Source organism: Mycobacterium sp. NS-7484, assembly GCF_001953975.1.
Taxonomy (GTDB): Bacteria; Actinomycetota; Actinomycetes; order Mycobacteriales; family Mycobacteriaceae; genus Mycobacterium.
Window position 1 is genome coordinate 82,872 of record NZ_MBEJ01000028.1, and the last position, 21,986, is coordinate 104,857.

The window sequence follows — 21,986 nt, forward strand, 5'->3', positions numbered from 1 at the left end:
CAGTTAGCGCATACTGGCCTCATTATGTCGACGGATATGGCCCACCGCGCCCTCGATGTGGACCTCTTGTCCCGCGAGCTTGGCAACTGGCGCACGTCCACCCAGAGTGGCCCGGCCTATCTCGGTCTGGCCGACGCGATCCGGCTGCTCATCGTGGACGGCCGGGTTCCGGTCGGGTCTCGGCTCCCCCGCGCGCGCGCGCTCGCCGAGTCGCTGCGGGTGTCGCGCACCACGGTCACCGCAGCCTTCGCGCAGCTGCGCGACGACGGTTACCTGCATGCCCGCCGCGGCGCGCGCAGCACCACTGCCCTGCCCGCCGCCGGCCCCATTCCGACCGAGGCCACCACGCCCACGGTCAGCCTGGCCGAGGCGGCGATGGCCGCGCCCGGCACCGCGGTGCTCGAGGCGTTCGCCGACGCCGCCCGCGACATCGCGCCGTATCTGCGTGAGCCCGGGCACGAGGTGATGGGCGTGGTGCCGCTGCGCGCCGCGGTCGCCGAAAGGTATTGCGCCCGGGGCCTACCCACTGACCCGAGCCAGATCATGGTGACCACCGGTGCGCAACACGCCATCGGGCTGATCCTGGCCAGCCACACCCGGCCCGGCGATCGGGTGCTCGTCGAGCAGCCGACGTACCACGGTGCGCTCACCGCGATCGCCACCGCGGGAGCCCGGGCGGTCCCCGTGGCGCTCACCGAGGACGGTTGGGAACTCGACGCGGTGCAGGCCGCACTACGACAGCTCGCCCCGAGCCTGGCGTACCTGATTCCCGACAGCCACAACCCGACCGGTTTCACCATGCCCGCTGCTGAACGAAAGCGGTTGGGGCGACTCATCTCCGATACTCGCACGCGGACAATCATCGACGAGTCGATCGCCGACATGTGGATCGACGAAGCACCGCCCGAGCCGCTGGCCGCCGCGGTGGCGCGCGACGATCTGGTGCTCACGGTCGGCTCGATGTCGAAATCGTTCTGGGGCGGTCTGCGGGTCGGCTGGATCCGGGCCGAACCCGCCACGCTGGCGGCCATCGCGGCGATCCGGCCGTCGGTGGATCTGGGCACTCCCATTCTCGAGCAACTCGCCGCGGCCAGGCTACTCACGGCACACGCGGAGGTGCTGCCGGAGCGTCGCGAAATGTTGTGCGCCCGTAGGGAATTCCTGGTGACGCTCCTGGCCCGCGAACTCCCTGACTGGCAACCAGGCCGCGGACGCGGCGGGATGTCATTGTGGGTGAGGCTGCCGGCGCCGATGAGCACCGCGTTGTCGGCTGCCGCCATGCGGTTGGGGCTGAATGTGCCTGCCGGCCCGCGGTTCGGGGTCGAAGGCACCCTTGAGCGGTTCATCCGACTGCCCTACGCACTACCCGAGCCGGAACTCGAAGCGGCCGTTCAGCTCTTGGTGCGCGCTTGGCACAGCATCACCGGCACGCTGAGCGCACCGCCGCAGACGCTGGTGGTCTGATCGGCGATCAGGGCTGCTGCGACATGGCGTAGCAGGTGCTGAAATGCTCGATGGTGCACGGAACTCCGTTCACCGTCGGCAGCTGGCCGGGCCGGCTCTGGATGTTGGCGTCTCCGGTGCCCGGCGCCATCACCGGCGGTGCCACCGCACCCATCCCGCCGCCGGAACCACCGGCCACGCACACGCCGTCGAACTTGGTGGCCTTGGTTCCGGACGGGCACCGTTTGGCCTCGGCCGGGGCCGCCACCGCCAACTGTCCCAGAACTGCCGCGACAGCGAACGTTCCGACCACGATCGTGTGCTTGAGGTTCGCCATTCCCCTACCCTACGACAGCCCGGCGGTCGGGTTCTCGCCGTGTGTCAGTCCTCAGGGATCTCGACGCGGCGCAGCATGCCGTCGAGCGCGTCGGCGGCCTCGATCTCACCGCGGGTGACGCCGAGGATGAACAGCACGGTGTCCAGATAAGGGTGGCTCAGCGAGGCATCGGCGACCTCGCGCAGTGCGGGCTTGGCATTGAACGCCACGCCCAGCCCGGCGGCGGCCAGCATGTCGATGTCGTTGGCGCCGTCTCCGACGGCCACGGTCTGCTCCATCGGCACGCCGACCTGTTGGGCGAAATCACGCAGCGCCTTGGCTTTACCAGGCCGGTCGACAACCTGGCCGATGACCCGTCCGGTCAGCTTTCCGTCGACCACCTCGAGTTCGTTGGCCGCCACGTAATCGAGCATGAGTTCATGCGCCAGCGGTTCGATGACCTGGCGGAACCCGCCCGACACCACGCCGCAGTGGAAGCCGAGCCGCCGCAGGGTCCGGATGGTGGTACGCGCCCCGGGGGTCAGCTCGATCTGTTCGGCGACGTCGTCGAGCACCGAGGCCGGCAACCCGGCCAGGGTGGCCACCCGGCGGTGCAGCGATTCGGCGAAGTCCAGCTCGCCGCGCATCGCGGCTTCGGTGACCGCCGCCACCTGTGCCTCCATGCCGGCGCGGGCGGCCAGCATCTCGATGACCTCACCCTGGATCAGGGTGGAGTCGACGTCGAAGACGATGAGTCGCTTGGCCCGCCGCGCCAGGCTGTAGTCCTCCAACGCGATGTCGACGCCTTCATCGACCGCCACCTGGGACAGCGCCGACTGTAAGGCGCCGTACACAGCGTTGTCTGGCCCGGCCGGCACCGACACCCGAAGTTCCAGCCCGGTCACCGGATAGTCGGACACCCCACGGATCGTGTCGATGTTGACGCCCAGTGCGGCCACCTCACGGGCCACCACGCTGAACGCCTCGGCGGTGATGGGGCGGCCCAGCACCACGATGGTGTGCGTCGACGGCTCGCGCATGACGGGCATGTCGTCGCTGTGCTCGACCGCGACGTCGAGCCCGAGCCGATGGATCGCCGACTCGACGTCACGGCGTAACGCGCCGTCGGCCGTCGCCGTCACCGGCGCCGCGACCAGCACACCCAGGGTGAGCCGGCCGCGGACCACGACCTGTTCGACGTTACGCAGCTCCACCTGATGGCGGGCCAGGACCTCGAACAGGGCCGAGGTGACGCCGGGCTGATCGACTCCGGTGACCGTGATCAGTACCGATGAGCGCTCTCGTGAAGCACCGATCGACACTTCTTCGACGGGCTCACCCCCGGATGCTGTCACCCGTCAGCTGGAGGCGTCCGCAGACTCGAGCTCTGGGTGATGTGCGCGGCCCACGTGGGCCTCGGCGCGCATCCGCTCGATCATGTGCGGGTAGTGCAGCTCGAACGCCGGACGCTCCGAACGGATCCGGGGCAGCTCGGTGAAGTTGTGCCGCGGGGGCGGGCAGGAGGTCGCCCACTCCAGCGAGTTGCCGTAACCCCACGGGTCGTCGACCATCACCGGCTCGCCGTAGCGCCAGCTCTTGAACACGTTCCACACGAACGGCAGCACCGAGATACCCAGGATGAACGAGCCGATCGTGGAGATCACGTTAAGCGTGGTGAAGCCGTCACTGGCCAGGTAGTCGGCGTACCGACGTGGCATGCCCTCGTCACCGACCCAGTGCTGGACCAGGAACGTGGTGTGGAAGCCGATGAAGGTGAGCCAGAAGTGCAGCTTGCCCAGGCGCTCGTCGAGCAGACGTCCGGTCATCTTCGGGAACCAGAAGTAGATGCCCGCATAAGTGGCGAACACGATGGTGCCGAAGAGCACGTAGTGGAAGTGCGCGATGACGAAGTAGCTGTCGGTGACGTGGAAGTCCAGCGGCGGGCTGGCCAGCAGCACACCGGACAGGCCACCGAGCAGGAAGGTGATCAGGAAGCCGACCGAGAACAGCATCGGCGTCTCGAACGTCAACTGGCCCTTCCACATCGTGCCGATCCAGTTGAAGAACTTGATGCCGGTCGGGACGGCGATCAGGAACGTCATGAAGGAGAAGAACGGCAGCAGCACGGCACCGGTGGCGTACATGTGGTGCGCCCACACCGCGATGGACAGGGCCGCGATGCTGATCGTGGCGTAGATCAGGGTGGTGTAGCCGAAGATCGGTTTGCGGCTGAACACCGGGAAGATCTCGGACACGATGCCGAAGAACGGCAGCGCGATGATGTACACCTCGGGGTGACCGAAGAACCAGAACAGGTGCTGCCACAACAGCACACCGCCGTTGGCCGGGTCGTAGATGTGCGCACCCAGGTGGCGGTCGGCGGCCAGGCCGAACAGTGCGGCGGTCAGGATCGGGAAGGCGATCAGCACCAGGATCGAGGTCACCAGGATGTTCCAGGTGAACACCGGCATCCGGAACATCGTCATGCCCGGGGCGCGCATGCAGACCACGGTGGTGATCATGTTGACGCCGCCGAGGATGGTGCCGAGACCACCGACGGCCAGGCCCAGGATCCACAGGTCGCCGCCGGCGCCCGGGGAGTGGATGGCGTCGGTCAGCGGCGAGTAGGCCGTCCAACCGAAGTCCGCGGCGCCGCCCGGGGTGATGAAGCCACCGAGGGCGATCAGCGCGCCGAACAGGAACAGCCAGAACGACAGCGCGTTCAAGCGCGGGAACGCCACGTCGGGCGCACCGATCTGCAGCGGCAGCACCAGGTTGGCGAACCCGAACACGATCGGGGTGGCGTAGAACAGCAGCATCACCGTGCCGTGCATGGTGAACAGCTGGTTGAACTGCTCATTGCTCAAGAACTGCAAGCCGGGCATCGCCAGTTCGGTACGCATGAACAGCGCCATCAGACCGCCGATGAAGAAGAAGGCGAAGCAGACGACGCAGTACATGATGCCGATCAACTTGTGATCGGTCGTGGTGATGAGCTTGTAGATCAGGTTGCCCTTGGGGCCCATCCGTTCCGGAAAAGGACGACGTGCCTCGAGTTCTCCGATTGGGGGCGCTTCGGCTACCAAGAGATCCTCCAAAGATTCGTCGGGAAATCCCGCTTCTCGAACTGAATCCTAACGCTCCCGGCGGCCTGCGCGCCCGTGGGTCCTACAAACTGTCGTACTGCGTGGCGTCCCGACGCGAGCAATTTCGGCTACGAGCTTCTGACCAGCGGGAAGGCTGTCGATGTTACGGTCGGCCGGTGCTGACGAACCGTCCCCGCGCCACAGTCGCCGTGATCGCCGCAGCCGCCACCCTGGCCAGTGGGTGCGGCACGGCCGAGCAGACATCCACGGGTCAGACGTCGATCTCCACCAGCGTCACCAAGATCGCCGGCGCGGGGGTGTTGGGAAACGATCGCCGACCCGACGAGTCCTGCGCCGCCGAGCCGGCACCCGCCGACCAGGCGGCGCGCCGGGTCCGCAACGCCAAGCCAGATGGAGCGGACAACTCGGAGATCCCGGAGTCCACGGAGCTGCGAGGTGACCCGCAACGCATCGTGGCGTTGTCCGGCGACCAGCTCGACGCGTTGTGCGCGCTGGGACTGCAGTCACGCATCGTCGCTGCGGCGCTCCCGGTCGGCTCCGACCAACAGCCCTCATACCTGGGCCGGGTCATCCACGAGGTGGCCCCGGCCGGCACCCGGGAAGCGCCGGACCTGGCCGCCCTGGAAGCCGCCAAGCCCGAGCTGATCCTGGGGTCGGCAGCCCTGACGCCGTCGTCCTTCGGCGCGTTGTCGGCGATCGCGCCGACCGTGTTCACCGGTGCCCCCGGGGCCGGTTGGCGCGACACCTTGCGGGCGGTCGGAGAGGCGACGGGTCGCGCCGAGGCGGCCGCCGACCTGATCGCCAAGTTCGACGACGCCGCCCGCGACGCCGGCGCACAGAACGACGCCGGGCATTTCCAGGCCTCGGTGGTACAGCTGACCGAGAACACCGTGCGCGTCTACGGCGCCAACAACTTCCCCGGCAGCGTGCTCGCCGCAGTTGGCCTGGATCGCCGTGCGGCTCAACGATTTACCGACAAGCCCTACGAGGAGCTGAGCACCACCGACGCCGACTACCGCATCGCCGACGCCGACATCGTCTATGTGTCCTTCGCGTCGCCGGAAGCGCGAGATCATGCCCCGGCGATTCTCGACAGCCCGGCGTGGCGGGCATTGTCCGCGACCCGGGACAATCGGGTGTTCGTGGTCAACAACGAGGTCTGGCAGACCGGACAGAACATCGTGGCCGCCCGGGGCATCCTCGATGACTTGCGCTGGGTCAACGCGCCGATCAACTAATCTCAGCCACGTGTTTCACGTCCTCACCACCACGTACACCCAACCGCTCGACGTCGTCGACCAGACCCGCCCCACCCACATCGCGTGGCTCGAGGGGGAGGTGGCCGCGGGCCGCATCGTGTTGGCCGGACGTCTGGAATCGGCGACCGGCGCAGTGCTGATCACCGGGGACCTCAGCGAGCAGGAGGTCGAGGATCTGATCGCCCGCGATCCCTACACGCTGGCCGGGCTGATCCGCTGCGAACGCACGTCTTTCAACGGGGCCTTCCGCGCGCCAGGCTTGTGACATCGGCCCGGACTGTCCGGGATACATGTCACAGCCGACAGCGGGACTATCGCCGCCGCCTGCGCCGTTGCACTGGGCGGACTGCCGTCTTCAGGCAGTAGTCAGTTAACCGGGCTAACCTTCGGTGAAAAGCACGACGACGAGCAAAGAGGGCTTTTGATGAGCACTGTTTACGCCTATGCCGCAAATTCGGCGACCGAGCCGCTGGCCAAGACCAGCATCACCCGCCGCGAGGTCGGCCCACATGATGTGGCCTTCGACATCCACTTCGCCGGCATCTGCCATTCCGACATCCACACCGTCAAGGGCGAGTGGGGCACCCCGAACTACCCGGTGGTGGCCGGCCACGAGATCGCCGGCGTCGTCACCGCCGTCGGCTCCGAGGTCACCAAGTACAAGGTCGGCGACCACGTCGGCGTGGGTTGTTTCGTGGACTCCTGTCGCGAATGCGACAACTGCAAGGCCGGGTTGGAGCAGTACTGCACCGGCAGCGGCATGATCGGCACGTACAACGCGACCGGGCGCGACGGCACCCCCACCTATGGCGGCTACAGCGGCGCGATCGTCGTCGACGAGAACTACGTGCTGCGTATCCCCGACAGCATCCCGCTGGACAAGGCCGCTCCCCTGCTGTGCGCCGGCATCACCACCTACTCCCCGCTGCGGCACTGGAACGCCGGGCCGGACAAGAAGGTCGCGATCATCGGCCTCGGCGGTCTGGGCCACGTCGGCGTCAAGCTGGCCAAGGCGATGGGCGCGCACGTCACCGTGTTGTCGCAGTCGCTCAAGAAGATGGAAGACGGCCTGCGGCTGGGTGCCGACGAGTACTACGCGACGAGCGACTCGGACACCTTCGGCAAGCTGGCCGGCCAGTTCGACCTGATCTTGAACACCGTCTCGGCGAACCTGGACCTCGGCGCCTACCTGGGCCTGCTCAAGCGCGACGGCACGCTCGTGGAGCTGGGCGCTCCGGAGAAGCCCCTGGTAGTGCCGTTCTTCCCGCTCGGTGCCATGCGTCGCAGCCTGTCCGGCTCGATGATCGGTGGCATCCCCGAGACCCAGGAGATGCTCGATTTCTGCGCCGAGCACGGTGTGCTCCCCGAGATCGAGGTCATCCAGCCCGATTACATCAACGAGGCCTACGAGCGTGTGCTCGCCAGTGACGTGCGGTACCGCTTCGTGATCGACACCTCCTCGCTGCGCGCCTGATACTCAGCGCCTCGTCAACGCCGCGGATTGCAGTCACCCTTAACTGCAATCCGCGGCGTACGCGTTTATTGGTCGTCTGAGTCGGCGGCAGCGTCGGATACCAGGTCGACGCCGGCCAGCGGCCAGCCCGCCGCGGCCAGTTTGGCCGCCACCCGCGCGATGTTCTCGGGGCCGGCATCGTGATGGCACACATCGGCGATGAACTCCGCGATGTCGTCGCGCTCGATGGGATCGTCGATGTCGGCGGGCGCGGAGGCCTCGGCAATGTTGCGGACCACTTCGGCCACCTGCTCCTCGGTGAGCGGGGTGGCCCGTAACAAGGCCAGCAGGGGAACCCGATCGGTACCCGGAACGCCTTCTGGATACCCGGCGCGTAGCCAGTTCAGGACCGAGATCAGCAGCGACTTCGTTGACACTCCGCAAGTTTGGCGGTTTCCCGCCGAACTCTCCACTGGAAAAGCCGACAAGGTGGCCGGCTGTGCGCTCGTGGTGCACTTCCAAAACAATCCCCGTGAGCACAACCGGTGACGCGCGGCCGTCGGTCCGACACGCTCACCCAGTGACCCGTGTGATCCGCTTCAACGCCTTCGATATGAACTGCGTCGCCCATCAGTCCCCCGGTCTGTGGCGCCATCCACAAGACCAGTCTTGGCGGTACAAGGACATCACCTACTGGACCGAGCTGGCGAAGTTGTTGGAGCGCGGGCGATTTGACGGGTTGTTCATCGCCGACGTGCTGGGCACCTACGACGTGTACGGAGCCAGCGACGAGGCGGCGATCCGCCAGGCCGCCCAGATCCCCGTCGGTGACCCCATGCTGCTGGTGTCGGCGATGGCCCTGGTCACCGAGCACCTCGGTTTCGGCATCACCACCGGGACCGGTTTCGAGCATCCCTACCCGTTCGCCCGTCGGATGTCGACGCTGGACCATCTGACCAATGGCCGGGTTGGCTGGAACGTCGTCACCGGGTATCTGCCCGCCGCGGCGCGCAACATGGGCCAGACGGACCAACCGGCCCACGATGCGCGCTACGACCACGCCGACGAGTACCTCGAGGTGCTCTACAAGTTGTGGGAAGGCTCATGGGAGGACGACGCGGTGGTGCGCGACGCCGCCCGCGGAGTCTTCACCGATCCGGCCAAGGTGCATCACATCGGCCACTCCGGAACACATTTCAGTGTTCCGGGCGTGCATCTGGCCGAGCCGTCGCTGCAGCGCACCCCGGTGATCTACCAGGCGGGCTCCTCCCCGCGCGGGGTGCGGTTCGCCGCCGAGAACGCCGAGGCCATCTTCACCGCCGCTCCCACCAAAGCCCTTCTGCGCGAGACGGTCTCCACGATCCGCGCCGAACTCGAACTCGCCGGGCGCGATCCCTACTCGGCCAAGATCTTCAACCTCACCACGATCATCACCGGCGAGACCGACGAGGCCGCCCACGCCACCCACGCCGAGTACCTGGCCTATGGCGATCCCGAAGGCGCGCTGGTGTTCATGTCCGGCTGGATGGGGGTCGATCTGGCCCGCTACGGCCTCGACGAGCCGATCGGCAATGTGGATTCCAACGCAATCCTCTCGGCCGTCAAGGCATTTCAGTCCGCCTCCGACAAGGGCGGTGAGTGGAATGTCCGCGATATCGCCGAGTGGGGTGAGATCGGCGGCATGGGTCCCCGGATTGTCGGATCCGGCGTGCACGTCGCCGACACCTTGCAGGAGTGGGTCGAGGAGACCGACGTCGACGGTTTCAACCTGGCTTACGCGATCACGCCCGGATCCTTCGCGGATTTCATCACCCACGTGGTGCCGGTGCTCACCGAGCGCGGCGCCTACCAGACGGAGTACGCACCGGGCAGCCTGCGCAACAAGCTGCTGGGCAACGGGGACCGGCTCGCCGACGAGCATCGTGGCGCCAGTTACCGTGTGGGAGGGGCGAACTCGACGATCATCGAACGGCCCTCGACATTGCCGTCCTCGTCGGCGTCGACTGCAGCCCAGCCCGCGCGCGGGCGTTAGCACTGCTAGCCCGGGGCGGCCTGAACACTCGTGGCGTGCGGCCCCGACGTCGACGCCGGCAACGCCGTCTCCTCCACACCGGGAGTGTGCAGTTGACCGGCCAGCCACGGTAATGCCGCGGCAAACGCATTGTTGGCGAACGCCCAGTCATGGCGGCCCGGTGCGGTGATCACCGAGCATTCGATCGCGGCCGCTCGGGCAGTGTCGCACAGGGTGGTGGCCGCCACGTCCTGTCCCTCGGGATTGGCTGGATCGTGCCCGCCACCGCCATGCTGCGCGGCGGGGACTTCGAACCAGGCCCTGACGTCGGAGTACGGGCCGTGCCGACGCATGATGGTGAGCGGATCGTAGGCCGCCCAGGCGTCGGCGTCCCCGCCGAAGAGCCGGCTGATCGTCTGGTCCTTGTTGCCGGCGTTCGGGCGCAGGTCACCGGCGATGTCGACGAACGAGGAGAACATGTCGGGGTGCATCAAGGTCAGATCGACCGCGCACGTGCCACCCATCGACCACCCCGCGATCCCCCACCCGTCACGATCGGCGCGCACACCGAAGTTCGAGACCAGGTACGGCACAACGTCTTTGGTGAGATGATCGGCCGCGTTGCCTCGTACACCGTTGACGCACTCGGTGTCGTTGGTGAACGAGCCCGTGGCGTCGACGAAGACGAACACCGGGGCCGTGCCGCCGTGCGTCGCCGCGAACCCGTCGATGATTCCCAGCACGTTGCCCGCCCGCAGCCAATCGGCCGGGGTGTTCAGCTGGGAGCCGATCATCATCACCGCCGGAAGCCGCGGGGGCGGGTTGCTGGCGAACCAGGCCGGCGGGAGGTAGACGAGTTCGGTGCGGTGCGCGAAACCCGACGCTTCGGCGTCGATGGTCACCGGGACCAGCACGCCGCTGGTGGGCTGGAAATGGGCCAGCTGCATCTTGGTCACGGTCAACCGGTCGGTCTGACCCGGCAGCGGACCGGAGGTGAGCTGGTTCCACATGGCATGCACCGTCGGGAAATAGCCGACCCACATGTTGAGGGTCAGCCCACAAGCCACCGCACATGCGGCGATTGCGGCCACCGAGGCGGTGCGTCGCCACCAGCGGGCACTCACCCACCCCACAATCGCGACACCGACCGCCAGCGCCGTCAACGCGATCCACACCCACAGCTGCGGCGGTCCGGCGTTGCCGGCCACCCCGATCGAGTCGATGTACCAGTAGGTCAGCGCGGCCAGCACTGCCGCCACGACCACGAGGACCGGCAACAGCCGTCGACGCCAGCGCGGCGAGCGCCAACCCACCGCAGCGCCCAGCAGCATCGCGGCGACCGTCTGGACGACGACGGGAAACCAGCCGTGGATCAACGAGATCTGCGCAATGAGCTGGTGCATCGGTTTCACTTGATATCAGCGGCAACTGTCAGCTTGCTGGATGGTGGCTGCGCCTGACACCACAAATATGTCAGGCGACTGGATGTGGAAGGACTAAAGGACGCCGATCTGCGGCCGTCGACCTACTGCGGTTGCAAACTCACAAGCAACCAAGGGCGGCGGTGGAATGTTGTAATATTTTGCAGGTTTCGCTGACCCACGTTATCGATTGGCTTGCTGGAAGATCGCTTGAGGGGGAACGCTGGCTACACACCGGCGCCTAGTATGCCTAGGCCGTAACACTTCTTTGCGAAGAATCGACGTGTCAGACACATCCGAGGACGACAGATGCCGACAATAGGAAAAATTCTCGCCATCGGTGTCCCGACTGGAATCGCAAGTGCGATAATCTGGCTGTTCGGTGGGACATTTTGGGGCGGAATAATACTTGGCGCCCTTGCTGGCCTGATATTGAGTTGGTCAGTGCCTATCGCGGTCAACTACTTGCGCGGTCGCTCGATGTTATCCGCCGTAGACAAAAGAACCGTGCTTGGACTCTCTTCTGTTGGCGCTATTGCGCTAGTTCTTGCGCTTGTTATCGGTCTTTTTCTACGCGCCTACGATCCCGAGATAGAGGCATTGAACAATGTGAGTCTCGGTGGCGACAGCGACCGTTCAGTAATGTACGGCGTCGAATGGGATGGCGAGCGATACATAGCGGTCGGATACCGTCAGCCCGGAACGACCGGTAACACGGCAGTCAGCGGCGCCGTCTGGCAGTCCCCTGATGGTTTCACATGGAAACCGTTCAGGGACGACGTACAGATGTTTGGTTCGAAATCACTGCCAGACGGCACGTCCTCAGAAGTTCTAATGAGCGCAGTGCGGCGCACCGATAACGGCTTATTGATCGTCGGCAGAGACAGCTCAGATGGTGGCAAAAGTCGTGGATCGGTCTGGAGAGTTCGAAACGGCAAAGATGGCCTTGAGCGCGCTGACGAGTTGAACTTTCCCGCAGAGGCCACTCACTTCACCGCTTACGAGCATCACGATGAGGATGAGATAGTTGTAGGGGGTAACCGGGACAACGCCATTGCATGGTTCCGCCACGGCGGCAAAGATTGGACGTCGACATCGCTTGGCCCGCTGAATGAAGTGGGAACCGCATCGGTCCGGTACATCGACGGGACGTGGCTCATCTGTGGCTATGACAGACAAACCGATCCCGCTTTCGAAAAATCTGATGTAAAGAACGCAAATTCAGAAGATGGCGCGATCTGGAGTTCAAACGACGGCATACGTTGGGAAAAGTCGACAGGTTTCGCTGGCCAACCCGAGGCCCAAAAAGTGCAGGATATCGTTTTTGCTCGCGGCCTCTGGCTAGCGTTCGGCCTGGACTCCTTCGCCGATAGTCCACGAATGGACGCCGCAATATGGACTTCGGAGAATGGCAAAGATTGGTCCAAAGAGCACAACCGCGTCATAGATGGAGTTAACGGTTGGCAAGCAATGAACGGCGCCGTCGTAGTGGATGAAAAGGTGACGGTGGTCGGGTCAAAATCGATTGGAAACGACACCTTGCCGGTGCCCGTGCCTTCGACACCCTCAGGTTCTTCGATGACAACAGCAGCCTGGGAGGTCACATTTAAAGGACGGAATGGATCACGAAATCCATGGAACGCTCTAATTCAGTTGTTTGCATAACCATGAGCCAACCGCCGGCCAGCCACTATAGCGAACCCCGCATGGAGGAAGCGTCATGTTGGCCCAGTTGACGAAATCCACGCTCGCTGGTGCCGTGTGTGCCTATGCGTGCGCGCTGGGCGGCGCCGGTCTTGCTACGGCAGCTCCACCTGACAGCGAGTGTGGACCATATGCAGGTGAAGGCACGGCCTTGGTCCAAAATTTTTCCTCTGCCGATTGCAACGAAGCGATAGCCGTCTTCAACCAACTATATGCGAATCCTGCTGTTCAGCAAGGTTCTGGACAACTCCAGATTGGGATTTGGGATTGCCATAGTTATGGCACTACGACTGCCAAAACGCTCGGTTACGCCGCCGTGTGCCTTAGCGAGTCAGGACGCATAGTACTCGTTATCCGATAATTCAGAAAGCGGGCCAGTTCACGCAGACTTATAGCCGGCTACCACGGCCGACACGGTAAGACTATTCGTCGAACTCCGTAATCGCTTGTGAAATCAATTGGGACTCACCGCTTCGAGATAGAAGCTCGGTTGTGCAGATTCACGACAATCGCGAGATCAAACGACCCAAAAAAACAATCTGCAGAACGAGCCGGCACTGTGGATGGCGATTTTCTTGTACACTCGCTACCAAACCCATCCTAGTGTCATTCCGCGGCTTGAGAAGCTCGCTGTGGTCGATTGGCATTCCGATTCGTCACAGAGGTCGACGACACGTTGTAATCCTGTTGGGGATTTGTGCAATCAACTGGTGCATCGGTTTCACTTGATATCAGCGGCAACTGTCAGCTTGCTGAGTGTTCGCTGCACCTGGGAGTCGAAAACCGGTGTGGAGCGGGCGTCCCGCGGGTAATCCCACCGCCATGGAACACAAGCCGACCGCCGGCGGACACTCTGTCGCTCTGGCATTTGCCATACTGATTGCTGCTTCGGCCCTCGTCTGCGTCGCGGCGATGAGCCTCGGCTGGGCGGGTCCGGGCCTCGGGGCGGGCATCGTCGCCCTGTCTGCACTCGGTGTGGCGCTCGGGTTGTCCAATCAGCAGGAACGTCGCCACAGCGGGCGATGAGCGACTCCGCGAGCGAATGATCGGCACGAGATGACCACCTCAACACCCGTCGACGAAAACGAAAACCGTTCGCGCCCAGACCCGGACGCGCCGACCAAACCGGACTCCCCCGCCGATCTGACCCGACCCTCGCTGCGGTACGCCGCCCGGCGGACCATCAGCGAGTTCAGTAGTGACCAGTGCATGGACCTGGCCGCTGCGCTGACCTACTACGCGGTGCTGTCGTTGTTTCCCGCACTGGTGGTGATCGTGTCACTGGTGGGTGTGATCGGGCAGAGCGAACGCACGTCGCAGACGTTGCTGGGGATCGTCGACGACATCAGCCCCGGCGGCGCCGTCGACACCCTGCGACAACCCATCGAGCAGCTCGCCAGCGCACCGACGGCCGGCTTCGCTCTGGTGGTCGGCATCCTGGGCGCGCTGTGGTCAGCCTCGGGGTATGTCGGAGCCTTCAGCCGCGCGATGAATCGCATCTACGGCGTCGAGGAAGGCCGCCCGGCCTGGAAGCTGCGCTCCCAGCAGTTGCTGCTGACCGCGGTCGGGCTGATCGGCGGGGCCGTGGGCGCGCTGCTGCTCACGCTCAGCGGTGACGTCGCCAAGGCGGTCGGTTCGGCGCTGCATCTCGGCGAGACGACGGTGACCGTATGGAACGTCGCCCGTTGGCCCGGACTGTTGCTTCTGGTGGCAGTCGCACTGGCCGTGATGTATTACTTCGGGGCCAACGTCAAGCAGCCGAAGTTTCGGTGGATCAGTGTGGGCGCGGCCATCGCCATCGTGGTGTGGGCCGTGGCCTCGCTGTTATTCGGCGTGTACGTCGCCAACTTCGGCAGCTACAACAAGACGTTCGGCTCGCTGGCCGGCGTGGCGGTGTTCCTGCTGTGGCTATGGATCACCAACGTGGCCTTGCTGTTCGGCGCCGAGGTCGACGCCGAACTCGAGCGGGGCCGGCAATTGCAAGCCGGCATCCCGGCCGAGGACGAACTGCAGTTGCCGTTGCGCGACACGTCCGTCATCGACAAGACCACCAAGAAGTTCCGTCGTGGACTGCTGAGCGGGCGCCTGTTGCGTCGCACCCGCGGCCGCCGGGCGTGACTAGAAGTCCCAGGAGATCTCGGCGGGAAACTGCTGACATCTGTTCTGGACGCTGTGACGAATGTGTAGGAAAACGTCGACATTTCTCAGATTTCCCACCGAAGGGGTACACATTCGTCACAGTGCGGCCGACCGGACATGCCGGCCGAGACCGGCATACCGACCCGAACCGTGAGCGCGGCGCAGCAAAGATGCTGCGTTAGCGGTTGGGTCCCCGAGCGCCAGGCCGGCACGGGGTGGTCGGTCTACACCGCTCCACCGCGTCGCTATGCAGCAGCTGCACTATGACCAGCGGGAGAAGTCCGCCTCGGAATCCCAGACCTCATCACTGCGGATCGACGGCTCCACTCACCGACCGTCCACCGAACCCACGGGATCGCGTCGGGAGCATTCGCAGAGCTCGACGGCGGCAGACAACTCGGTCATGTCCGGAGCGGAGGCCGACCGAGTGACACGTGCGACCCGTCTGTCGTCATGCATCCGTTCGTTGACCACCGCAATTGTCAACCCTCGCGCACGGGGATGGCCTCCGCCAACTCACCGGACAGCCGCCACCGGGCATGGTGGCCGTCTTCAACCGAATCGCCGACGCTGAGAGTGATGTGGGCGGCGACGCAGAGGTCATCGGCAGGATTCCACTGCACTCCCGTCTTACCGAACGATGACACGAGTCGCCTTCCCCCGAGTGCGGCCCAGCGTCGATCGAGAAGTTGGTCGCGCAGCGTCTCCTTCGATCCCAGGCCTGCCTCTTCGAGCCGCTGAGCTTCGACAACGCCATCAGAACCTTCATGGTTGTGATAGGCGCTGATGATGCCGTCCAGGGTCGGCTTGACGATGTAGACCAGCGAGTTCGCAGCCTTGGTTTCTCTCGTGTCCGTTACGTGAAGGTCTAGGAGGAATTGTGATGGCGCACTGGCTGTCTCGGCTGGCGGCGCCGCGAAGTCCCGGATCGCCTTCCACACTGGCGCGGGCTTGGCGTCGACGGAATCCACCGGGACGCCGGTAAACGCGGCCAACTGCTTGCCCGGTCTCCAGAACTCGAACGCGTCGTGGCATGCCTCGCGGTAGCGCTGATAGTGCAGCGTCGCACCTTCGGTCAGTCCGCTGCCCGGCGGCGGCGGCGGAATCCCATAGCCGCGTTCGAAGGTTACCGATCGCGCCATCAGTGGCCGGAGCGCGCCGCTGCCGACGTTGAAAAGCAACACGTTCTCGGTGTCGACGAACGCGCCATCGTCGGCTGCGCTGTACACCGCGTGCAGGTGCCCACCCGATCTGGACGCTGAGTCGCGCAGCGCTCGACACAGGTCGTTTCGCATCTCGAGCACCCAGTCGCGTGGTTGATACGGCAAGCGGATCGTTGACCACAGTTCGACGACGTCCGGTAAGGCTCGCAGCACGTAGGGGTAAGCCATGTCGACACATTAGGTGGGTGAGGGTCGGTGTGTCGGCCGTATGTCCCACCGAGGAAACGCCCCGTTTGCAGGCAGCCGGGCGCTACTGACCGTACGTGTGGCGAAGGTTCGCGTGGATCAAGGTGTTGATCCGCTTGCGCATGTGGCCGGTCAAGCTCTCCGCGGGCGCCGGCTCCTCGACGCTGAGCGTCCACCGCAGATCGGTACCTCCACCGGGGCCGGCTCCCGCTAGCTCGAAGGTGATCCGTGCGTCCGGTCGCCACGGCCATAGCGAGGACCACACCACGTAGCCCGGCTCCCGGGACTCCAGGACATCTGGCGCCACCTCGTTTTCGAGCAGGTATAGCCACGGCCGGGCTTCGCTGCGGTTCGGCACACTCAGATCCTCGAACACCACGCGCGGGGGTGCGGGGAGGTTCCGCTTCCGCGAGCCGATCTCGGGCATGCCCGGAGCATTGCACGGCAGGTGGACGGCCACCAGGGGTTTCCGGGCGACCCACCGCTCATCCGCTGTCTCCGTGCGGGTTTCAGAGAAGCCCTCGATGCTGCATGGCTTGGAGGTGAACGGCGCAGTGAGGGGAATGTGGCGCCCGGCTATGGTCGCTGTGCAAGCCGTTCGATCCGAGGACGGCGTATGGGCAGATGCTGATGGTCGAGTCGATCAGCCTCGCCGCGTCCGAGACGAGAGAGCGACGATGGACTGCAGTGCGCCGTACGCGCCGGTATGACTCTGCCGGGTGTACTGACCTGACCCGCAGCCCTGCTTCCTCAGTTCCGGTTCAGGCCGAACTCGGAGTCACGGGGAGCTGCTGACATCTGTTCTGGACGCTGTGACGAGTGTGTAGGAAGACGTCGACATTTCTCAGATTTCCCACCGAAGGGCTACACATTCGTCACAGTGCGGCCGACCGGACATGCCCAGCCGAGACCGTCCGCCCTGCCAAAAGCAGCGCCCTGACCAGCGACTTAGAAGTCCCAGTCCTCGTCTTCGGTGACAACGGCCTTGCCGATCACGTAGGACGAACCCGAGCCCGAGAAGAAGTCGTGGTTCTCGTCGGCGTTCGGTGAGAGCGCCGAGAGGATCGCCGGGTTGACGTCGGTCTCGTCCTTCGGGAACAGCGCCTCGTAACCAAGGTTCATCAGGGCCTTGTTGGCGTTGTAGCGCAGGAACTTCTTGACGTCCTCGGTGAGCCCGACCTCGTCGTAGAGGTCCTGGGTGTACTCGACCTCGTTGTCGTAGAGCTCGAACAGCAGCTCGTAGGTGTAATCCTTGAGCTCCGAACGCTTTTCCTCGTCAACCAGGGCCAGGCCACGCTGGTATTTGTAGCCGATGTAGTAGCCGTGCACGGCCTCGTCGCGGATGATCAGCCGGATCATGTCGGCGGTGTTGGTCAGCTTGGCCCGGCTGCTCCAGTACATCGGCAGGTAGAAGCCCGAGTAGAACAGGAAGCTCTCCAGCAGCGTGGAGGCCACTTTGCGCTTGAGCGGCTCGTCACCCTTGTAGTACTGCATGACGATCTCGGCCTTGCGCTGCAGGTTCGGGTTCTCCTCCGACCAGCGGAACGCGTCGTCGATCTCGGCCGTCGAGCACAGGGTGGAGAAGATGTTGGAGTAGCTGCGCGCGTGCACCGACTCCATGAAGGCGATGTTGGTGTAGACGGCTTCCTCGTGCGGGGTGAGCGCGTCGGGGATCAGGCTGACCGCACCGACCGTGCCCTGGATGGTGTCCAGCAGGGTCAGGCCGGTGAACACCCGCATGGTCAGCTGCTTCTCGTGGTCGGTCAGCGTTCCCCAGGACGGGATGTCGTTGGACACCGGCACCTTCTCCGGCAACCAGAAATTACCGGTGAGCCGGTCCCAGACCTCGGCGTCCTTCTCATCCTGGAGCCGGTTCCAGTTGATCGCTGAGACACGGTCGATCAGCTTCATGCCTTCGCTCACCAGAACCCCATTTCACCAGGTCGTTGTGTTTGCCGGACGGCACCCACGACACTACCCCTGGGGTTACGCACCGGCGGGGACCCCCGCATCTAGTGTTTTCGTGTCGCGTCCGGCATGGAGGAAATCGAACTCCCCCGCATCCAGCTTGCGCGTTGCCAGCCAGTACTGCCAGGTCATGCCGCTCCAGAGGGTGCGGTTGACGCCGTGCGTGTCCATGTACCAACTCCGGCAACCTCCGGTGTTGAACACCGTGCCGGCCAGATCGCGTTGCAGTTCGGCGTTGAACTCGGCCTGGGCGCGTGGGCTCGGGGACAACGCTTGCGCCCCGGCCTTGTCGACCGCGGCGATCGCCTGACCGACGTAGCGGATCTGCGATTCGATCATGAACACCACCGAGTTGTGCCCTAGCGCGGTGTTGGGCCCGAGCAGGAAGAACAGATTGGGCATGCCGGAAACCGCGACACCGCGATGGGCCTGGATGCCCTCCCGGTTCCACCGGTCCACCAGATCCTCGCCGCCGGCGCCTTTGATGTCGACGTAGGTGTAGGAGTCGGTGACGTGGAACCCGGTGGCGAACACCACGACATCCACCGGATGTTCGACGCCGTCGGCGGTGACGATGCCGGTAGGTGTCATGCGGGAGATCGACTCCGTGATCACCTGGGTCTTGGGGTTGGCGATGCCGCGATAGTAGGTGTCGGAGTTGAGGATTCGTTTACATCCGGCGCGGTAGCGCGGGGTGAGCTTGCGGCGCAGCTCCGGGTCTTTGATGCTGTGGTTGATGTTGTAGCGCCCCATCGCCTCGCCGATCTTGAGCAGCCAGGGCTGTTGGGTCATGGCGAAGCCGACGCCTTCGTGGATCCAGTAGATGGCGGCCCGCATCGCAGCGCGGGTGCCGGGCACGAAGCTGAACGCGCGTCGAACCCATTGCGGGAACTTGGTGTTCACTCGCGGCATGACCCATGCCGGGGTGCGCTGGTAGAGGTGCAGCTCGGCGACGTCCTTGACGATCTCGGGCACGATCTGGATGGCGCTGGCGCCGGTGCCGATCACCGCGACGCGCTTGCCGGTCAGGTCGACGCTGTGATCCCACTGTGCGGAGTGGAAGGCCGCGCCGGAAAACTGTTCGTGCCCTTCGATATCCGGAATCAGCGGGATGTGCAGGCCGCCGGCCCCGGAGACCAGGAACTGGGCGACGAACTCCTGGCCGGTGTCGCTGAAGACGTGCCAGCGCAGTTCCTCGTCGTCCCAGTGCGCGCGGTCGACGTGGGTGTTGAACCGGGTGTAGCGGCGCAGCCCGTACTTGGCGGCCACCCCGAGCAGATAATCCTGGATCTCCGGCTGGAACGACCACATGTGGCTCCAGTCGGCCTTCGGCTCGAAGGAAAACGAGTACATGTGCGACGGAATGTCGCAGGCGCAGCCCGGGTAGGTGTTGTCACGCCAGGTGCCGCCGAACTCGTCGGCTTTCTCCAGCATCAAGAAGTCGACGCCTCGGCGCTGCAGTTCGATCGCCATCCCCATGCCGGAGAACCCGCTGCCGATGATCAGCGCGCGGGTGCGGATGGGTTCCTGACCCTGCGGCGAGGGTTGGGCAGCCGTCATAGCTCAGGTCCTTTTCTGGGAACGGCGGTACCGGATAATTCCCAGTTTCCGGACTCCGGTTGCGACTGTCAATGAGAGCGTCAGCTGGCGTGCTGACGGCGCTGAACACCCTCGTGCAGCGGAAGATCGGGGTCGATCCAGATGCCCAACAGTTCACAGGTGCCGTTGATGGATCCGACCATGATCGTGGTCAGGTGGTTGACGAACTCCTCGGCCGGCATCCGGCGCGGGCTGTCCTCGTCGTTGCCCAGCCACCAGTCGGTGGCCGAGGCACACGCGCCGAAGGTGGCGAACGCCGCCAATTCGATCGCGGCGCCGTCCAGCTCCATCTCGCGCAGTTCGTTGGAGAACATGTCGGCCATCGCCAGCGTGATGCCCCGACCTTCGTTGAGCGCACGCATGGTCGATTCGCTCTGTTCGGCGAACCGGCCCTGGATCAAAAATCGCAGCACGTTGGGGTGTTCGTCGACCAGGCGCACATACTGTTCGACGCTGCGCCGGATGACTTCGCGGGCCGGATCGGCGCGCAGATTGATGGCTGGGAAGATCGCCGACCACAGCATGTCGCGCAGCCGCTCACCGATCGCCTGGAACAAATCGGATTTGTCGGCGAAGTGACGGTAGATCTTGGGCTTGGCGGTGCCGGCCTCTTCGGCGATCTCGCGCAGGCTGAGCTCCGGACCCAGCCGGTCGATCGCCCGGAACGCGGCGTCGACGATCTCCGAGCGCACCTTCTTCCGGTGCTCACGCCAGCGCTCGCTACGGGCATCGACCTTGACGCCCGGGCCATCGCTGGAATGTGATCTCGACGCTCGCCGCACCCGATTACTGTACCCGCCCCGGCGGGGCTGACCTGCCCAGACCGCCGGTCAACACGCGGTCTTGCCGCCTGACCCGGCCGTTCGCCCGGCGAGCTGCCGATGCGGCGCTTCGGTAGTATCGCAGCGACAGTCAACCTATGAGACGAGGCTCATGACGCAGCGATACGACCTGGTCATTGCTGGTGGCGGCCCATCGGGGTCGGCCGCGGCATGGCAGGCCGCGCAGACCGGCGCCAAGGTGTTGGTGTTGGACAAGGCGGAGTTCCCCCGGGACAAGCCCTGCGGGGACGGACTGACCGCCCGCGCGGTGAGCTATCTGCAGAAGATGGGCCTGGCCGACGAGGTCGCCACCTACCACCGGGTGAATCGGGTGACGGTGTTCAGCCCCAGCGCCTGGGAGCTGTCGTTCCCTCGTCGGCCCGGAATGCCCGACCACGGCCACACCGTGAGCCGCACCCACCTGGACACGGTCCTGCTCAAGCACGCCGAGTCCGCGGGTGCCGAGGTGCGCCAAGGCGCCGAGGTCGCCGGACCCGAGTTCGACGCCACCGGGCGCGTGGTGGGCGTGGTACTCAAGAGCGGTGAAAAGGTGTTCGGCGATGCGGTGATCGCCGCCGACGGCGCCTACTCCCCGATCAAGCGCGCACTCAAGATCGATTCGGAATACAACGGCTATTCGGCGATCGCGATCCGGTCGGAGATGCACGCCAACCGACCGGACTCCGACAGCCTCGACATCTATCTCAAGCTGGTGTTCCAGGGCGATCAGTTGCCGGGTTACGGCTGGGTGTTCCCGATGGGCAACGGGATGTTCAACATCGGCCTGGGCTACGTCAACAGCTACAAGAACTGGCAGTCCATCAATGCCACCCAGTTCCTCGGTGAATTTCTGCGTACCCTTCCGCCGGAGTGGGAATTGCCGCCGATCGAAGAACTCAAGAAGAACAAGAGTGTGCGGGCCTGGCGATTGCCGATGGGCTTCACCGCCTGGCCGCCGTGGCGTCCCGGTGTGCTCTTCACCGGCGACTCGTTGGGCGCGGGCAAGCCGGCCTCGGGTGCGGGCATCTCCAAGGCACTCGAATCCGGCTTGGCCGCCGGCGAATGCGCCATCGCCGCCCTGCAGAACGGCGGCCCCGACGACTTCACCAACTACGCACAGCGGATGGAAGCCGCATGGGGCCGGGAATACCGGCGTGGCCGCTATATGCACAAGTTGATCGGCTATCCGAAACTGGCCGAGGCCGGGGTGAAGCTGATCGACAATGCGGCATTCCGGGACCGGATGCTCAAGGCGCTCTACAAGAAGGCCCAGGGCCCGCAGCACACGGTCAAGTAGCGTTCCACGAGGGTCTCGACATTCGTCGGCTTCTTCGAG

General features: G+C 64.9%; 19 protein-coding genes. 9 read left to right on the forward strand and 10 right to left on the reverse strand.

Annotation, left to right across the window (positions count from 1 at the left end; genetic code table 11):
* Nucleotides 1-24 precede the first annotated feature (24 nt).
* Complete coding sequence (locus A5733_RS06470; protein WP_076239512.1) at nucleotides 25-1,464, forward strand: PLP-dependent aminotransferase family protein; 1,440 nt, start codon at nucleotides 25-27, stop codon at nucleotides 1,462-1,464.
* 7 nt (nucleotides 1,465-1,471) lie between these two features.
* On the opposite strand, the gene A5733_RS06475 is transcribed toward A5733_RS06470, so the two are convergent.
* From A5733_RS06475 to ctaD, 3 genes are read right to left on the reverse strand one after another with little or no spacing between them, the layout of a single operon-like run.
* A complete protein-coding gene (locus A5733_RS06475; RefSeq protein ID WP_067766807.1) occupies nucleotides 1,472-1,780 on the reverse strand; it encodes a hypothetical protein in 309 nt (102 codons plus the stop codon).
* A gap of 44 nt (nucleotides 1,781-1,824) precedes the next feature.
* The gene (gene serB, locus A5733_RS06480) at nucleotides 1,825-3,075 is read right to left on the reverse strand and encodes a phosphoserine phosphatase SerB (RefSeq protein WP_067766881.1); all 1,251 of its coding nucleotides are present in this window, start codon (nucleotides 3,073-3,075) and stop codon (nucleotides 1,825-1,827) included.
* A 42-nt stretch (nucleotides 3,076-3,117) separates the two neighbouring features.
* Nucleotides 3,118-4,845 (reverse strand): cytochrome c oxidase subunit I, encoded by a 1,728-nt coding sequence (ctaD, locus tag A5733_RS06485; RefSeq protein WP_067766884.1) that lies wholly within the window; start codon nucleotides 4,843-4,845, stop codon nucleotides 3,118-3,120.
* Between the two features lie 176 nt (nucleotides 4,846-5,021).
* On the opposite strand from ctaD, the gene A5733_RS06490 reads away from it, so the two are divergent.
* The 3 genes from A5733_RS06490 (at nucleotide 5,022) to A5733_RS06500 (ending at nucleotide 7,599) form a co-directional block, all read left to right on the forward strand.
* Nucleotides 5,022-6,104 carry an iron-siderophore ABC transporter substrate-binding protein gene (locus A5733_RS06490; RefSeq protein ID WP_076239513.1) on the forward strand — a complete coding sequence of 361 codons (1,083 nt, stop codon included), beginning with the start codon at nucleotides 5,022-5,024 and terminating at the stop codon, nucleotides 6,102-6,104.
* A gap of 10 nt (nucleotides 6,105-6,114) precedes the next feature.
* Nucleotides 6,115-6,390 carry a YciI family protein gene (locus A5733_RS06495; protein WP_076239514.1) on the forward strand — a complete coding sequence of 92 codons (276 nt, stop codon included), beginning with the start codon at nucleotides 6,115-6,117 and terminating at the stop codon, nucleotides 6,388-6,390.
* Nucleotides 6,391-6,549: 159 nt separating this feature from the next.
* Nucleotides 6,550-7,599 carry an NAD(P)-dependent alcohol dehydrogenase gene (locus A5733_RS06500; protein ID WP_076239515.1) on the forward strand — a complete coding sequence of 350 codons (1,050 nt, stop codon included), beginning with the start codon at nucleotides 6,550-6,552 and terminating at the stop codon, nucleotides 7,597-7,599.
* Nucleotides 7,600-7,664: 65 nt separating this feature from the next.
* On the opposite strand, the gene A5733_RS06505 is transcribed toward A5733_RS06500, so the two are convergent.
* Nucleotides 7,665-8,015: a DUF3349 domain-containing protein gene (locus A5733_RS06505; protein WP_067766819.1), complete on the reverse strand. Its 351-nt coding sequence runs from the start codon at nucleotides 8,013-8,015 to the stop codon at nucleotides 7,665-7,667.
* A 143-nt stretch (nucleotides 8,016-8,158) separates the two neighbouring features.
* Here A5733_RS06505 and A5733_RS06510 point away from each other — a divergent pair, with 143 nt between their 5' ends.
* Nucleotides 8,159-9,610 (forward strand): LLM class flavin-dependent oxidoreductase, encoded by a 1,452-nt coding sequence (locus A5733_RS06510; RefSeq protein WP_076239516.1) that lies wholly within the window; start codon nucleotides 8,159-8,161, stop codon nucleotides 9,608-9,610.
* Nucleotides 9,611-9,615: 5 nt separating this feature from the next.
* Here A5733_RS06510 and A5733_RS06515 read toward each other — a convergent pair whose 3' ends face one another.
* Complete coding sequence (locus tag A5733_RS06515; protein WP_076239631.1) at nucleotides 9,616-10,992, reverse strand: alpha/beta hydrolase family protein; 1,377 nt, start codon at nucleotides 10,990-10,992, stop codon at nucleotides 9,616-9,618.
* Between the two features lie 327 nt (nucleotides 10,993-11,319).
* Between A5733_RS06515 and A5733_RS26955 the strand changes: the two genes are divergently transcribed.
* The 3 genes from A5733_RS26955 (at nucleotide 11,320) to A5733_RS06525 (ending at nucleotide 14,832) form a co-directional block, all read left to right on the forward strand.
* The gene (locus tag A5733_RS26955; RefSeq protein WP_142253832.1) at nucleotides 11,320-12,675 is read left to right on the forward strand and encodes a hypothetical protein; all 1,356 of its coding nucleotides are present in this window, start codon (nucleotides 11,320-11,322) and stop codon (nucleotides 12,673-12,675) included.
* Nucleotides 12,676-13,536: 861 nt separating this feature from the next.
* Nucleotides 13,537-13,740 carry a hypothetical protein gene (locus tag A5733_RS06520; protein ID WP_067766825.1) on the forward strand — a complete coding sequence of 68 codons (204 nt, stop codon included), beginning with the start codon at nucleotides 13,537-13,539 and terminating at the stop codon, nucleotides 13,738-13,740.
* 30 nt (nucleotides 13,741-13,770) lie between these two features.
* Nucleotides 13,771-14,832: a YihY/virulence factor BrkB family protein gene (locus A5733_RS06525; protein ID WP_076239517.1), complete on the forward strand. Its 1,062-nt coding sequence runs from the start codon at nucleotides 13,771-13,773 to the stop codon at nucleotides 14,830-14,832.
* Between the two features lie 503 nt (nucleotides 14,833-15,335).
* On the opposite strand, the gene A5733_RS06530 is transcribed toward A5733_RS06525, so the two are convergent.
* The 5 genes from A5733_RS06530 to A5733_RS06550 form a co-directional block, all read right to left on the reverse strand.
* Nucleotides 15,336-16,244 (reverse strand): hypothetical protein, encoded by a 909-nt coding sequence (locus A5733_RS06530; protein WP_076239518.1) that lies wholly within the window; start codon nucleotides 16,242-16,244, stop codon nucleotides 15,336-15,338.
* 82 nt (nucleotides 16,245-16,326) lie between these two features.
* Nucleotides 16,327-16,689, reverse strand: coding sequence for a hypothetical protein (locus A5733_RS06535; RefSeq protein WP_076239632.1), 363 nt, complete (start codon nucleotides 16,687-16,689; stop codon nucleotides 16,327-16,329).
* Between the two features lie 521 nt (nucleotides 16,690-17,210).
* A complete protein-coding gene (gene nrdF / locus A5733_RS06540; protein WP_076239519.1) occupies nucleotides 17,211-18,173 on the reverse strand; it encodes a class 1b ribonucleoside-diphosphate reductase subunit beta in 963 nt (320 codons plus the stop codon).
* 75 nt (nucleotides 18,174-18,248) lie between these two features.
* On the reverse strand, nucleotides 18,249-19,790 hold the full coding sequence (locus A5733_RS06545) for an NAD(P)/FAD-dependent oxidoreductase (protein ID WP_076239520.1): 1,542 nt from the start codon (nucleotides 19,788-19,790) through the stop codon (nucleotides 18,249-18,251).
* An 80-nt stretch (nucleotides 19,791-19,870) separates the two neighbouring features.
* Entirely contained in the window at nucleotides 19,871-20,611 is a 741-nt protein-coding gene (locus tag A5733_RS06550) for a TetR/AcrR family transcriptional regulator (RefSeq protein ID WP_067771458.1), read from the reverse strand.
* A gap of 151 nt (nucleotides 20,612-20,762) precedes the next feature.
* Between A5733_RS06550 and A5733_RS06555 the strand changes: the two genes are divergently transcribed.
* On the forward strand, nucleotides 20,763-21,947 hold the full coding sequence (locus A5733_RS06555; RefSeq protein WP_076239521.1) for an NAD(P)/FAD-dependent oxidoreductase: 1,185 nt from the start codon (nucleotides 20,763-20,765) through the stop codon (nucleotides 21,945-21,947).
* The last annotated feature ends 39 nt before the right edge of the window (nucleotides 21,948-21,986 follow it).